Annotated in this window: 14 protein-coding genes; 7 read left to right on the forward strand and 7 right to left on the reverse strand. The window is 73.3% G+C overall.

What is annotated here, in order from left to right; genetic code table 11:
* Positions 1–211 precede the first annotated feature (211 nt).
* Both ACFYXV_RS25910 and ACFYXV_RS25915 read left to right on the forward strand, forming a co-directional pair.
* Positions 212–811, forward strand: a complete 600-nt coding sequence (locus ACFYXV_RS25910; RefSeq protein ID WP_389384167.1) for a hypothetical protein — start codon at positions 212–214, stop codon at positions 809–811.
* Positions 812–923: 112 nt separating this feature from the next.
* On the forward strand, positions 924–1,601 hold the full coding sequence (locus ACFYXV_RS25915) for a pyridoxal 5'-phosphate synthase (RefSeq protein ID WP_389384168.1): 678 nt from the start codon (positions 924–926) through the stop codon (positions 1,599–1,601).
* 6 nt (positions 1,602–1,607) lie between these two features.
* Here the strand turns inward: ACFYXV_RS25915 and ACFYXV_RS25920 are convergent, their stop codons facing one another.
* The 3 genes from ACFYXV_RS25920 to ACFYXV_RS25930 form a co-directional block, all read right to left on the reverse strand.
* Positions 1,608–2,405: a hypothetical protein gene (locus tag ACFYXV_RS25920; RefSeq protein ID WP_389384169.1), complete on the reverse strand. Its 798-nt coding sequence runs from the start codon at positions 2,403–2,405 to the stop codon at positions 1,608–1,610.
* A gap of 166 nt (positions 2,406–2,571) precedes the next feature.
* Positions 2,572–2,991 carry a Zn-ribbon domain-containing OB-fold protein gene (locus ACFYXV_RS25925; RefSeq protein ID WP_385476428.1) on the reverse strand — a complete coding sequence of 140 codons (420 nt, stop codon included), beginning with the start codon at positions 2,989–2,991 and terminating at the stop codon, positions 2,572–2,574.
* Entirely contained in the window at positions 2,988–3,440 is a 453-nt protein-coding gene (locus ACFYXV_RS25930) for a DoxX family membrane protein (RefSeq protein WP_385476426.1), read from the reverse strand. The genes ACFYXV_RS25925 and ACFYXV_RS25930 overlap by 4 nt, the downstream gene beginning before the upstream one ends.
* 142 nt (positions 3,441–3,582) lie before the next feature.
* Here ACFYXV_RS25930 and ACFYXV_RS25935 point away from each other — a divergent pair, with 142 nt between their 5' ends.
* The 4 genes from ACFYXV_RS25935 (at position 3,583) to ACFYXV_RS25950 (ending at position 8,784) form a co-directional block, all read left to right on the forward strand.
* Positions 3,583–4,113: a hypothetical protein gene (locus ACFYXV_RS25935; protein ID WP_389384170.1), complete on the forward strand. Its 531-nt coding sequence runs from the start codon at positions 3,583–3,585 to the stop codon at positions 4,111–4,113.
* Positions 4,114–4,237: 124 nt separating this feature from the next.
* Positions 4,238–5,476 carry a flavin-containing monooxygenase gene (locus ACFYXV_RS25940; RefSeq protein ID WP_389384171.1) on the forward strand — a complete coding sequence of 413 codons (1,239 nt, stop codon included), beginning with the start codon at positions 4,238–4,240 and terminating at the stop codon, positions 5,474–5,476.
* A gap of 212 nt (positions 5,477–5,688) precedes the next feature.
* Positions 5,689–7,923, forward strand: coding sequence for an acetate--CoA ligase family protein (locus ACFYXV_RS25945; RefSeq protein WP_385476418.1), 2,235 nt, complete (start codon positions 5,689–5,691; stop codon positions 7,921–7,923).
* A gap of 57 nt (positions 7,924–7,980) precedes the next feature.
* On the forward strand, positions 7,981–8,784 hold the full coding sequence (locus tag ACFYXV_RS25950) for an enoyl-CoA hydratase/isomerase family protein (protein ID WP_385476415.1): 804 nt from the start codon (positions 7,981–7,983) through the stop codon (positions 8,782–8,784).
* 9 nt (positions 8,785–8,793) lie between these two features.
* Here ACFYXV_RS25950 and ACFYXV_RS25955 read toward each other — a convergent pair whose 3' ends face one another.
* Both ACFYXV_RS25955 and ACFYXV_RS25960 read right to left on the reverse strand, forming a co-directional pair.
* Complete coding sequence (locus ACFYXV_RS25955) at positions 8,794–9,585, reverse strand: VOC family protein (RefSeq protein ID WP_389384172.1); 792 nt, start codon at positions 9,583–9,585, stop codon at positions 8,794–8,796.
* Between the two features lie 186 nt (positions 9,586–9,771).
* Entirely contained in the window at positions 9,772–10,668 is an 897-nt protein-coding gene (locus ACFYXV_RS25960) for a hypothetical protein (RefSeq protein WP_389384173.1), read from the reverse strand.
* A 138-nt stretch (positions 10,669–10,806) separates the two neighbouring features.
* On the opposite strand from ACFYXV_RS25960, the gene ACFYXV_RS25965 reads away from it, so the two are divergent.
* Positions 10,807–11,433 carry a flavin reductase family protein gene (locus tag ACFYXV_RS25965; RefSeq protein ID WP_385476452.1) on the forward strand — a complete coding sequence of 209 codons (627 nt, stop codon included), beginning with the start codon at positions 10,807–10,809 and terminating at the stop codon, positions 11,431–11,433.
* Between the two features lie 87 nt (positions 11,434–11,520).
* Here the strand turns inward: ACFYXV_RS25965 and ACFYXV_RS25970 are convergent, their stop codons facing one another.
* Both ACFYXV_RS25970 and ACFYXV_RS25975 read right to left on the reverse strand, forming a co-directional pair.
* On the reverse strand, positions 11,521–12,588 hold the full coding sequence (locus ACFYXV_RS25970; RefSeq protein WP_383343035.1) for a Zn-dependent alcohol dehydrogenase: 1,068 nt from the start codon (positions 12,586–12,588) through the stop codon (positions 11,521–11,523).
* Complete coding sequence (locus ACFYXV_RS25975; RefSeq protein WP_389384174.1) at positions 12,585–13,802, reverse strand: acyl-CoA dehydrogenase family protein; 1,218 nt, start codon at positions 13,800–13,802, stop codon at positions 12,585–12,587. The genes ACFYXV_RS25970 and ACFYXV_RS25975 overlap by 4 nt, the downstream gene beginning before the upstream one ends.
* Positions 13,803–13,806 lie beyond the last annotated feature (4 nt).

Genomic DNA, 13,806 nt, shown 5'->3' on the forward strand with positions numbered 1-13,806 from the left:
AGCTCCCGGTCGACAGGTCCGCAGGGGCGGGGCAGGATGGAAGGGACGGACTCCTTCCGGGGCCGATCGGGACGTGCGCGCGGAGCGCACGCACCCGCTCCCGCGCACTGTGCGGGCATCGTGGGCACGAGTCCGTACGCCCGCCGTGTGCCCCACTCCCAGTGTTGGCCTCGTGATTCCTCGACCCTCCCACCACAGGTGAGGAACGACGATGAACCGACGAACCCGCATCACTCTGTTCACCCCCCTCATGGCCTGTTCGCTCGCCCTCGGCGCGACCGCCACGGGATGGGCCGCCGCCCCGAAGACAACTCCGGCCGCCGCACCCGCCGCGGCCGCGTGCTTCGTCGAAGCCAAAGCCGGCGACGCCACCAAGGCGATCGTCTCCGGCGAGGGATTCGACAAGGCCAAGGGCAAGGTCTTCCTCGACCAGACCGACGGCGCCGGAGGCGGCACCGCCACGGTCGGCGACGATGGCAAGTTCACCTCCGGTGACGTACCGGCCGGCAAGTACAAGGCGTTCCAGAACGCCGGCGCCACCGCCAACTGCCTGGGCGGCCAGGAGGCCCAGGACGCCATCAACCAGAAGCTGATCACGAAGGAACGCCAGCGCGGAGCCGTGGAGGGCTTCACCGACGGCAAGGCGCTGGCCAAGGCCGGCAACTGCGATGCTGAACCGAAGCCTCCGGTGAACCAGAACCTCCAGGGCCTGGTCCCTGACTCCGAGGGCAAGAAGCTGGCCAAGGAAGCCCACGACGCCGCTTACACGAGCGCCTTCAACGGAGCGCTCAACAGGTACTGCACCGACTAGCCACCGGCTCCAACCGCTCCACCGGCTCCCGCGCGGACCCCTCGGTCGACACCGTCGGGTCCGCGTCGGCCCGTCCGGCGGGGATGGTGGGGGATGGTGTTCGATGGGCGCCATGACGACCGGTGAAACGAGCAGCGAAGACTTCCGCGCGACCCTGCACTCCCTGCGGGTGTGGGACGGCCCGCTGCCGGACTTCGACCCGGACTCCGCGCCCGCCGAGCCCCTGCCCCTCTTCCGCGACTGGTTCGTGGGGGCCGCCGCGGCCGGGCAGCCCGAGCCGCACACGATGAGCCTGGCCACCGTGGACGCCGAGGGGCGGCCCGACGTCCGCACCCTGATGCTGCACGACGCCGACGACCGCGGCTGGCACTTCGCCTCGCACGCCACCAGCGCCAAGGGCCGCCAGCTCGCGGCGCACCCGGACGCGGCCCTCGGCTTCTACTGGCCCGCGGTCGCCCGCCAGATCCGGATCCGGGGCCGGGTCGCCGCCTGCGGCCCCGAGGAGAGCCGGGCGGACCTGGCGGTCCGTTCGCGGGGCGCCCTCGCGGCGGCCCTGACCGGACGTCAGAGCCAGGTGCTCGACGGACTGGAGGAGCTGCGCCGCGCCTCCGAGGCCGCCTGGGAGCGGGCCGGTACGGAGCCGGACGCCCCGGCCCCGACCTGGACCCGGTACGTACTGGACGCTGCCGAGGTCGAGTTCTTCCAGGGCGACGCCTCCCGCCGCCACGTCCGCCTCCACTACCGCCGCGGGCCCGGCGGGATCTGGACCCGCACCCTCCTGTGGCCGTGAGACCGGTCAGCCGCGGGCGTACGAACCGAGGCCGACCAGGCAGTACACGTACTGGTTGATCGGGGTTCCGTTGAGCGTGTAGCGGTACGAGAAGGCGTACTCCGTACGCGGGTTGGCATCGCAGCTGTGCAGGTCCGAGGTGAACCCGAAGCGCTGGATCACCTTGTAGTGGGCGTCCGAGGCCGAGCAGGAGACCTCGTCCACGTCCTCGACGCGCTGCGCGGTCGTCGAGTCCGGCAGCTGCCCGTTGAGGCAGGTGCCGGTGTCGAAGGGGCTCGGCGCCGGCGCCGCCGCGGTGGGGGCGGTCGAGGGGTACGGATCGCTTCCGGAGCCGCTTCCCGTGCCCGTACTCGTGCCCGTACCCGTGCCCGATGTGTACGAGGGCACGGGCGTGGGCGACCAAGAGGTGTACGTCGGGCTCGGGCCGGCCGACGAGGAGGCGCTGTCCTTGTCGTCGTCACCGCCGTTCAGCGCGACGGCGGCGATGATCACGGTCGCGACGACGGCGAGCACCGCCAGACAGCCCGCCGTGCCGCCCGGCCTGGGCGGGCGCTGACCGGGCACGGAGGGCGTGGCGACGGTCGGCGGCCCGGGTACGCCCGCGGCCGCGGCCCCCTGGGCCGCAGCGACCCGTACGCGCAGCAGTAACTCGGCGCCGCCGGCCCGGACCCGTACGAGTTCGCCGTCGCGGCAGCCGGAGGGGATCCGCAGCCGTGTGACGCCGCCGGGCAGTGACACCGGCAGGATCACGCCGTGGGCGGCCTGCTCGGGGGTGATCGTGAGGGGGATCTCCTGCGAGGACACCGGCTGCTCCAAGGGGTGAGGTGGTACGGACCTTTCTGGCGACACCCCAGGTTCGCGGGCCCCCGTCGGGGGAGGCAGCCGTTCCGCCGGACCGGTGCGTGGCTGTGACACACACGGCGCGCGACGGTGACCGCGTACGCCGGACCGGCCGTCCGGCGCGGGATCCCTATCCGCCGTCCGGACGGAAGACGGGGACGGCGGGGGCGTCCGGACCGCCCTCGCGGAACGCGACCCGCAGCGGCATGCCGATCCGCAGGTCCGCCGCCTCGCACTCCACGACCTCCGTCATCATGCGCGGCCCCTCCGCCAGGTCCACGACCGCGGCGGCGTACGGCACCCGCTCCCCGAAGGGCGGCAGATCGTTGCGGTGGACGACCGACCAGGTGTAGAGGGTGGCCCGGCCGCTCGCGGGCTCCCAGCTCACCCGCTCCTCGCCGGCCCAGCAGTGGGGGCAGAACTCCCGCGGGTAGTGGTGGGCCCGGCCGCAGTCCGCGCAGCGGCGCAGCAGGAGCCGGCCCTCGGCGGCCGCGTCCCAGTAGGGGCGGGTGAAGTCGTCGGTCTCGGGGAGGTCGTGGCGCGTGGTCACAGGAAGAGTCCGATCGCCGCGTCGAGGGACCACGTCTGCCAGGCCATCGCGAAGAGCGCGACGAGCGAGATGAGGGCCATCATCGCGTTCTGCCCCTGCTCGGCCCAGTCGTGGATCATCAGTACCAGGTACAGCAGGTTCAGGAGCAGTCCGCCGAGGAGTGCGACCGGGGTCAGGAAGCCGAGCACCAGGCCGAGTCCGAGGGCGAGTTCCGCGTAGACGACGATGTACGCCATCAGCCGCGGGCGCGGCTGCACGACCTTTTCGAAGCCGCCCTTGACGAAGGGCCAGCGGTGCTTGCCCGCGACGTCGGCGGCCCAGGCGATGCCGGTGCCGCGTTCGAACCAGCCCTTCTTGTCCTTGTGGCGCCAGCTCTCCAGCCACCACAGGCCGAGTCCGATCCGGAGCACGGCGAGCCACTCGGCCCCACTGAGCCAGATGGTCTGCATCGACCCCTCCTCCTCACCGATCTGACGATACGTCAGTTGAGCGGATCGGCGCCGATCCCGCAAGGGCCCGTCCGCAACCATCCGCCCCACCTGCGCGTCCCCATGATTGAACATGTTCGAAATTACGGGGAGAACAAGCGCGATGAGCCACGACGTCCGGCACGCCACGGGAGAACGGCCCGCCTGGGGCGCCCACGTACCACCGACGCCCCCGATGCGGCGGAGCACGAAACGGCTGATCGCCCTCGCCCTGCTGTCGGGCCTCGGCCCCCCGCTCGTCTGGGTCCTGGTGATCCTGTGGTCGATCGGCCACGAAAAGTGGGAGACCCGCCCCGCCCCGTGCGCGAAGGCGCTGTCGCAGATCGGCGTGCGCCTTCCGGCGGGGACGGGCGGCGAGGACTGCCTCGAGCACGTCGAGGGCGGCTACATCAGCCAGTGGGAGGGATCGTTCGACATGCCGCGGGACGAGGTCCGGGCCTGGATGGACTCCCTCCCCGGGGAACGGTGCTCCCCCTCGTGCCGGTACAGCCCCGACGGCGTGGCGGAGGACGAGCACGGGCTCAGCCTCAACACCCACCGCCCGGACCGGCGCGGGCACGATTACCTGAACGTGCGGGTGCTGTGGACGGACGGAGAGCGCGCCAGGGTCACCTTCAGGACGTATCCCGACTGAGCCGGGGCGGCGGCCCCGGCCGCCCGCGCCGCCCCGGCGGCCCCGGCCGCCCGTGATCGATCCGCAATCGATTCCCTCCTTGTCCGAGACCCATCAACGCTGTGTGTCGATACGATCACCCCTCATGCCCGCAGCCCCCGAAGCCCCCGACATGTCCACCCAGCCCCGCCCGGTCTACGTGATCGGCGCCGGGCCCGGCGGCCTCGCCGCGGCCGCCGCGCTGCGCGCCCGCGGGGTGCGCGCGGTGGTCGTCGAGAAGTCCGACGCCGTCGGCTCCTCCTGGCGGGGGCACTACGACCGGCTCCACCTGCACACCACGCGCAGGCTCTCCGCCCTCCCGGGGCTCGCCATGCCGCGCCGGTTCGGGCGGTGGGTGTCGCGGGACGACGTGGTGCGGTACCTGGAGAAGTACGCCGAGTTCCACGCGCTGGAAGTCGTCACCGGCGTCGAGGTGACCCGGATCGACCCCGCGCCCGGCGGGGACGGCTGGCTGCTGCACGCCAGCGGCGGGCGGGTGCTCGACGCCCGGGCCGTCGTCATCGCCACCGGGTTCAACCACACGCCCGCGCTCCCCGACTGGCCGGGCCGCGACACGTACACCGGGGAGCTGCTGCACGCCCGCGAGTACCGCAACGCCGCACCGTACGAGGGCCGGGACGTTCTCGTCGTCGGCGCCGGCAACACCGGCGCGGAGATGGCCGTCGACCTCGTCGAGGGCGGGGCCGCGCGGGTGCGGCTCGCCGTCCGCACCGCCCCGCACATCGTGCGCCGCTCCACCGCGGGCTGGCCCGCGCAGCGCACCGGGATCCTGGTGCGGCGGCTGCCGGTACGGCTCGTGGACCGGGTCGGCGCGCTCGTCGCCAAGGCGTCCGTACCCGATCTGACGGCGTACGGACTCCCCCGCCCCGCCACCGGCCTGTACAGCAGGGTCAAGGAGGGCGCGATCCCGGTCCAGGACGTCGGCCTGATCGACGCGGTCCGCGCGGGGCGGGTGGAACCGGTCGCGGCCGTGGCCTCCTTCGAGGGCGCGGAGGTGGTGCTCGCCGACGGCTCCCGGATCACCCCGGACGCGGTGGTGGCGGCCACCGGATACCGCCGCGGCCTGGAGGGCCTGGTCGGGCACCTGGACGTGCTCGACGGGCGCGGCCGCCCCCGTACGCACGGGAGGCGCACCGCCGCGCAGGCCCCCGGCCTGTACTTCACCGGTTTCTCCAACCCCATCAGCGGCATGTTCCGCGAGATGGCCCTGGACGCGCAGAAGATCGCAAAGGCCGTGGCGCGCCGCGTGGGCCCCCGAACCGGCCTCCCGCCGGCCGCCCCCCTCCCGGAGACGGGCCTGCGTCCGGTCGACCCCCTCGCCTGAGGCCGGCGCCGGGCCGGGCCCGGACGGGTTGGGCCCGGCCGGGCCGTGCTCGGCCGAATCGCGCTCTGGACCCCTCCCGGCGGGATCTGTCACCGTTCCACACACCACCTCCACCAGCTTTCCTGCGCAGCACTGTTCCTGACGGCACGTCAGTTCAGTAATCTGACTACGCGTCAGTTATTGAGGTTCATCGAGCAGGAGCGGGCGGAACGATGCTTGGATCTACTCACGGCACCCTCACCACCGACTTCCGCGCACGTGTCGAGGCCTGCGGGGAGACCCCCAGGACGGCCGTCCACTCCACGGCGGCCCCGTCCGCCGCGGACGCGGTCGCGGTGGACGTCAGCGGACGGCCCCTGCACGCCGACGTCCCCGACCTGGACCGGTTCTTCCGGCCCGAGTCGGTGGCCGTCATCGGCGCCTCCGACGCCGACGGCAGACCGAACACCGGCATCACCCGCCAGCTCATCGCCTGGGCGGAACGCGTCGGCGCCCGGATCCACCCCGTGCACCCCACCCGCCCCACCGTCTTCGGGCTGACCTGCCACGCGTCGGTGGCCGACCTGCCCGAACAGGTGGACCTGGCCGTCCTCCTCGTCGGTGATCCGCTGCCGGTGATCGAGGAACTGGCCGAGGCCAAGGTGAAGTTCGCCGTCGCCTTCGCCTCCGGCTTCGCCGAGACCGGCGACGCGGGCGCCGCCGCCCAGGAGCGGCTCGCCGCGGCCGTCCGCCGCTCGGGCCTGCGCCTCCTCGGCCCCAACACCAACCTCAACGCCTTCGAGAAGTTCCGCGAGGACCTCGACGGCCCGGCGATCGCGCTGATCACCCAGTCCGGCCACCAGGGCCGGCCCGTCTACACCCTCCAGGAGCTGGGCATCCGGCTCTCCCACTGGGCTCCGACGGGCAACGAGGCCGACCTGGAGACCTCCGACTTCATCTCCTACTTCGCCGAGCGGCCCGAGGTCGGCGCCATCGCCTGCTACGTGGAGGGCCTCAAGGACGGCCGCCAGTTCCTCCTGGCCGCCGACCGCGCGGCCCGCAACGGCGTCCCCGTCGTCGCCGTCAAGGTCGGCCGCACCGAGACCGGCGCCCGCATGGCCGCCTCCCACACCGGGAAGCTGACCGGCGCCGACACGGTCGTGGACGCCGCGATGCGCCAGTTCGGCGTCATCCGGGTCGACGGGCTGGACGAGCTCCAGGACACGGCCGCGCTGCTCGCCCGGGCCCGCAAGCCGCTGGCCGACGGGGTCGTCGTGTACTCCATCTCCGGTGGCACCGGAGCCCACTTCTCCGACCTGGCGACCGAGGCGGGACTGACCCTGCCCACCCTCTCCCGGGCCAGGCAGGACGAACTCCACCAGTGGATCCCGGAGTACCTGAACGTCGCCAACCCCGTGGACAACGGCGGCCACCCGGTCGGCGACTGGCGCGGCCGCAAGATCATCGACGCGATCCTCGCCGATCCGGCGGTGGGCGTCCTGATCTGCCCGATCACCGGGCCCTTCCCCCCGATGAGCGACAAGCTGGCCCAGGACCTGGTCGACGCGGCGGAGCAGAGCGACAAGCTGATCTGCGTGGTCTGGGGTTCACCGGTCGGCACCGAGGAGGCCTACCGCACCACCCTGCTCGGCTCCTCCCGGGTGGCCACGTTCCGTACGTTCGGCAACTGCATCACCGCCGTGCGCGCCTACCTCGGCCACCACCGCTTCACGGCCGGGTACCGCTCCCCCTTCGAGGACGCGCCGCGGACCCCGTCCCCCTCGTACCGCAAGGCACAGGCCCTCATGCGGCCGGGCCAGCAGCTCAGCGAGCACGCGGCGAAGCAGCTGCTGCGGGCGTACGGGATACGGGTGCCCCGCGAGCAGCTCGTGACCAGCGCCGCGGCCGCGGTACGGGCCGCGGGCCTGGTGGGCTACCCGGTGGTGATGAAGGCGTCGGGCCCGCAGCTCGCGCACAAGACGGAGCTGGGCCTGGTCAAGATCGGTCTGACCTCGGCGAGCCAGATCCGCGACGCCTACCGCGAGCTGACGGACATCGCCCGCTACGAGAACGTCCCGCTGGACGGCATCCTCGTCTGCCAGATGGTGGAGCGGGGGGTCGAGATGGTCGTCGGCGTCACCCAGGACGAGCTCTTCGGCCCGACGGTGACGGTGGGCCTGGGCGGGGTCCTGGTGGAGGTCCTGCACGACGCGGCGGTCCGCGTCCCGCCGTTCGGCGAGGACCAGGCGCGGGCGATGCTGACGGAGCTGCGGGGCCACGCCCTGCTGGAGGGCGTACGGGGAGCCCCGCCCGCGGACGTGGACGCGCTGGTGGAGGTGGTGCTCCGGGTCCAGCGGATGGCGCTCGAACTGGGCGGCGTCCTCTCGGAACTGGACATCAACCCGCTGATGGTCCTCCCCCGGGGCCAGGGCGCGGTGGCCCTGGACGCACTGGCCATCTGCCGCTGATCCCGCCGCCGCGCGGGACCACGTCAACCATCCCCACCCCGAACGGGAGTTCACCCCATGACCAGCGCCCCCGCCGATGAAGTGCTGCACCGCGTCGAGAGCGGCGTCTCGTGGATCACCCTCAACCGGCCGGAAGCGATGAACGCCGTCACCTGGGACCAGCGCGAGCGCGTCATCGCGCTGCTCGCCGATGCCTCCGCCGACCCCGGTGTGCGGGCCGTCGTCGTCACCGCCACCGGCAAGGGCTTCTGCGCGGGCGCGGACCTGCGCGGCGCCCCCGCCACGCCGGGCGAGCGCGTCGCCGGCGACGTCGCCCGCGTGATCCGGCTCGGCGCGCAGCGCCTGATCACCGCCGTGCTCGACTGCGAGAAGCCGGTCCTCGCCGCCGTCAACGGCACGGCCGCCGGCATCGGCGCCCACCTCGCCCTCGCCTGCGATCTCGTCATCGCCGCCGAATCGGCCCGCTTCATCGAGGTGTTCGTCCGCCGCGGCCTGGTCCCCGACGGCGGCGGCGCCTACCTGCTCCCGCGCCTGGTCGGCCCGCAGAAGGCCAAGGAGCTGATGTTCTTCGGCGACGCCGTCCCGGCGGCCGAGGCCGAGCGGCTCGGCCTCGTCAACCGGGTGGTTCCGGACGGGGAGCTGGAGGCCGCCGCCCGGGAGTGGGCGGAGCGCCTCGCGCAGGGCCCGACCCGCGCGCTCGCCCTGACCAAGCAGCTGGTCAACGCGTCCCTGGACGGCGGCCGGGCGGCCGCACTGGATGCCGAGGCCACCGCTCAGGAGATCAACATGACCACCGCCGACGCGAACGAGGGCGTGGCCTCCTTCGTGGAGCGGCGCTCGCCCAAGTACCTCGGCCGCTGACCGGGCGCCTCACGTCATCGGGTTCGGCTTCAGCAGCGCGAACACGGCTCCGGACGGGTCCGCCACCCACGCGATCCGGCCGACGTCCGGCACGTCCGCGGCCGGCATGAGCACCGATCCGCCGTTCCCGCTCGCCGCCGACACCGTCGCGTCGACGTCCGCGACGTTGAAGTACGGGACCCAGCGCGGCTTCTCGACGCCCCCGCCCGCCCCGTCGCCCATCGGTGCGATCCCGCCGAACGAGGTCTGCTGCTGGTCGCCGTCCTTCAGGCTCAGCACGCGGTACGTCATCCCGGGCGTCTCCATGTCCTGGCTGCGCCAGCCGAAGGCCCCGTTGTAGAAGGTGATGGCCGCGGCCGGGTCCGGTACGTGCAGCTCGGCCCAGACCAGGCTGTTCTCGTCGGAGACCTTCCCCAGTCCGGCGGTCTTCCCGGACTGCCAGAGCGCGAACTCGGCGCCCTGCGGGTCGGTGGCCTGCGCGAGCCAGCCCTCGCCCATGACGTCCATCGGCTCCATCCGGATCTTCCCGCCGCCGGACCGGATGGCCGACACCGTGGCCTGGATGTCGTCGGCCTTGAAGTGCAGCATCCAGGCGGAACTCGCCCCCTCCTCGGTGAGCGGGCCGAGGGCGGCGACGGTCTTGCCGTCCACCTGGAAGAACCCGTACCCGCCGGCGTCCGGGCCCAGGTCGGTGAAGGTCCAGCCGAAGACGGAGCCGTAGAACCCCGCGGCCCCGGTGGTGTCCGGGCTGCCGAGGTCGAGCCAGACGGGCGATCCGAGACGGAAGTCGGTGCCGAGCATGGGAGTCCTCCTGGAGACGGGTGGATCGGGATCGGGCCGGGGGCCACGATGCCGACCTCCCGCGGGACTGTCCTCCGTACGGGTCCCGGTGGGGCGGTGGATTCACCCGTACGGGCGAACGGCGAGGCCCCGCCCCGCCACGGCCACGGCCCCCGGCCCCCAGCCCCCGGCCCCCCGGCCCCCCGGCTACGGACGGTGCAGGGTTTCGGCGAACCGGGGGTGGAGGTCGTCCGGATCACCCATGACGCAGAACAGCTCGGGCCGTTCGGCCGTGCCGGCCACCTGCCAGTCGCGCATGGGGCCGCAGCCCTCGATCGTGAGCGTGACCCTGTCCCGCGTCCGGTCGAAGAGGCCGCCGGACTCCCGCCCCGGCTCGAACTTCCACGTCCCGGTCCCCGAGCACGTGTCCCACAGTCCCGCCGGCGCGACCAGCGCCAGGTTCCCGGCGACGGCCTCGCCGTTCTCGCCCAGCCGCAGCCGGTACGCACCTCCGCCGCCGATCCACTCCCCGGCGTACTGCCCCCGCTCCAGCCGGGGCGGCTCGTACGCGCCGAACCCGGTCCGCTCCAGGAGGAACGCGCCCAGCGCGCAGACGAGCAGGGCGATCCCGGTGGCGGCTCCGACCCGGGCCGCCATCCCGGTCCACCCGAGCGACCGGTGGTGCGCGTACGAGGCCGCCGCGACCGGGAGCACCCCGGGCCCCGCGATCCACAGCAGCGTCCAGCCGTACGGCAGGTCCGAGCCGGCCGCCACCCACCCCGCGCAGGCGGCGGCGAGGGCGGCGGCCCAGAGCGGCGCCCACCGCGGGTTGCCCAGCGCTCGCGTCAGCGCCATCACCGGCAGGGTGAACAGGACCCGGTGCAGGTACGCGGCCAGGACCACCACGAGGAACATCACGGGTATCGCGGCGAAGACGGCGGAGTCGATGCCGAGGCCGTGGTCGTCGCGCATGCCGGAGGTGGCGAGGAAGAGCGCTCCGGCCACGACGCACTGCCCGGTGAAGGCCAGCTCCGATCCGGTCGACAGACGTGTGCGGCTCTCTCTGCGCGCGGCCGGTTCCGTGTGCACTTCCGGCATCCCCATGCCCCCACCCCCACAACAATTGAACATGTTCAATCGATGAGGACGATACACCGTTCCCATTTCCGAGTCACCCACCCGCACCCCTTCCCATCTGACGGACCGTCAGCTTCAATCGTTGACGTGATGGGACACGCAGGGATGGCGGCCACCGTCGTCCGATACCTCAGGTCAGTCGGCTCCCCCACCTCCGCCCCCTCGGAGCGGGACCCGGACGCCGGCCACGTCGACGCGCTGCCGCGTCCCGATCTGCGGGCCGTCGGCGACGACGAGCGCGCACCCGTCAGCCCCGCCGAGTTCCGGGCCGTACTCGGGAACTTCGCCAGCGGGGTCACCGTCATCACCGCCCCGGCGGCCGAGGGCGAGGACGGCCCGGCCGGGTTCGCCTGCCAGTCCTTCGCCTCGCTGTCGCTCGACCCGCCGCTGGTCACGTTCATGGTCGCGCGTACCTCGACCACCTGGCCCCGGATCGCCCGCGCCGGGGTGTTCTGCGTCAACATCCTCGGCTCCGAGCAGGGCGAGCTGTGCCGGGCCTTCGCCGTCAGCGGCGCCGACAAGTTCGCGGGGGTCGCGCACACCCCGGCCCCCGTGACGGGATCACCGCAGCTCGACGCCGTGCCCGCCTGGATCGATTGCCGCGTCCACGCCGTGCACACCGGTGGGGACCACCTGATCGTGGTCGGCCGGGTCGAGGCCATGGGCGCCGCCGGCGAGGACGGTCCGCTCCTGTTCCACAAGGGCCGCTTCGGCCGCCTCGCCGCCGAATGACCCCGCGGGCGGACACGAGAGACCCCGCGGGCGAACGCGAAGGACCCCGCCTCCGGCCGGAGGCGGGGTCCTTCGCGTTCGCCCGCGTCAGAACGTGAGCACGCCCCGCGCCACCCGCCCGTGCCGCGCGTCGTCCACGGCCTTCGCGAAGTCCTCGACCGGGTAGGTCTCGGTGACCAGTTCGTCGAGCAGCAGCCTGCCCTGCCGGTAGAGCTCCGCGTACAGGGCGATGTCCCGCTGCGGGCGGGAGGAGCCGTACCGGCAGCCCATGATCGTCTTGTCCAGGTACATGGACGAGACCATGAAGGAGGCCTCCTCCTTGAAGCCCGGGACCCCGAGCAGGATCGCCTGCCCGTGCCGGTCCAGGAGGTCGACGGCCTGGCGGATCAGCTTGACGCTGCCCACGCACTCGAAGGCGTGGTCCGCGCCCGTCGGGAGGATCTCGCGCACCGCCGCCGAGGAGTCGGGGACGGCCGACGCGTCGATGAAGTGCGTGGCCCCGAACTGGCGGGCCACCGCCTCCTTCGCCGGGTTCGCGTCCACCGCCACGATGGTGCCCGCCCCCGCGATCCGCGCGCCCTGGATCACGTTGAGCCCGATGCCGCCCGTGCCGATCACGACCACCGACTCGCCGTGGTCGACGCGGGCCCGGTTCAGTACCGCCCCCACTCCCGTCAGGACACCGCAGCCGATGAGCGCCGCCGACGTCAGCGGGATGTCGTCCGGGATCTTCACGGCCTGGACGGCCTTGACGATCGTCCGCTCCGCGAAGGCCGAGTTCGAAGCGAACTGGAACAGCGGCCTGCCGCCCCGCGAGAACGGCTGCCCCGGCATCCCGATCGCCTTGCGGCACATCGTCGGCCGGCCCCGGTCGCAGTCGGCGCAGGCCCCGCAGTTGGCCAGCGTCGACAGGGATACGTGGTCGCCGGGCGCCACGTGCGTCACACCCGAACCGACCGCCTCCACCACCCCCGCGCCCTCGTGCCCCAGGACCACGGGCGGCGGGAACGGTATCGTCCCGTCGATCACCGACAGGTCGCTGTGGCACAGCCCGGCCGCCGAGATCGCGACCAGCACCTCCCCCGGCCCCGGATCGCGGATCTCCAGATCCTCGACCACCTGGACCTGCTTTCCGTCGAAGACGACGCCTCTCACCTGGGCTCCTTAGGCAGGCCGAGCACGCGCTCGGCGATGATGTTCCGCTGGATCTCGTCCGAGCCGCCGTAGATCGTGTCGGCGCGGGTGAACAGGAACAGGCGCTGCTCCTCGTCGAGCCCGAGTTCGTACGGGGTCCCGGGCGCCCAGTCCGCCGGTCCGGCCGAGGCCCCCGCCCCGCGGACCGCCACCGCGAGCTCGCCGAGCCGCCGGTGCCAGCCGCCCCACAGCAGCTTGGCCACGCTGGGCGCGCCCGGGTCGTCGGCGGACCCGAGGGTCCGCAGGGCGTTCCAGCGCATCGTGCGCAGCTCGGCCCACTGCCGTACGAGGCGTTCGCGCAGCACGGGATCCCCCGGGCCGCCCGCGGCCCCGGCCGCCCCGGCCGCGTACGCCCCGACCACCCGCTCCAGCTCCGCCGCGAACCCGATCTGCTGGACGAGCGTCGAGACCCCGCGTTCCAGGGCGAGCAGTCCCATGGCCACGGTCCAGCCGTTGCCCTCTCCGCCGACGACCTCGGCCGCCACCGCCCCGTCGAAGAAGACCTCGTTGAACTCGCTCGTCCCCGACATCTGGCGGATCGGCCGGACCTCCACCCGCCCCGGCTGGTCCATCCGCACGAGCAGGAAGGACAGCCCGCGGTGGCGCCGCGAGCCCGGTTCGGTGCGGGCCAGGACGAAGCACCAGTCGGCGTCCCGGGCCAGCGAGGTCCAGATCTTCTGCCCGGTGACCCGCAGCAGCCCGTCGGCCGCGTCCCGTACCGCGGTCGTACGGATCCCCGCGAGGTCGGACCCGGCGTCCGGCTCGCTGTACCCCTGGCACCACAGCTCCTCGCCGCGCGCGATGCCCGGCAGGAAGCGGTCCCGCTGCTCCCGGGACCCGTACGCGACCAGGGTAGGCGCGAGGAGGTTCTCCCCGATGTGGCCCACCCGCGCGGGGGCGCGCAGCGCCGCGTACTCCTCGGCCCAGACGACCTGGCCGGTCAGCGAGAGCCGCTGCTGCCCGTACGCCCCGGACGGCAGCTCCCAGCCCTGGCCGATCCAGCCGCCCCGGCCCAGCTCGCGCTCCCACGCGCGCCGGGCCCCGACCCCTTCGTGCTCGCTGCCGGGCCCGCCGAGGCCGAGGGCGTCCGCGTACGGCCCCACCAGGTGCCCGGTGAGCCAGGAGCGGGCGCGGACGCGCAGCTCCTCGTCCTCGGGCCCGAAGCTGAAGTCCATGTCG

The sequence above is a fragment of the Streptomyces sp. NPDC002181 genome (assembly GCF_042890485.1).
Taxonomy (GTDB): domain Bacteria; phylum Actinomycetota; class Actinomycetes; order Streptomycetales; family Streptomycetaceae; genus Streptomyces.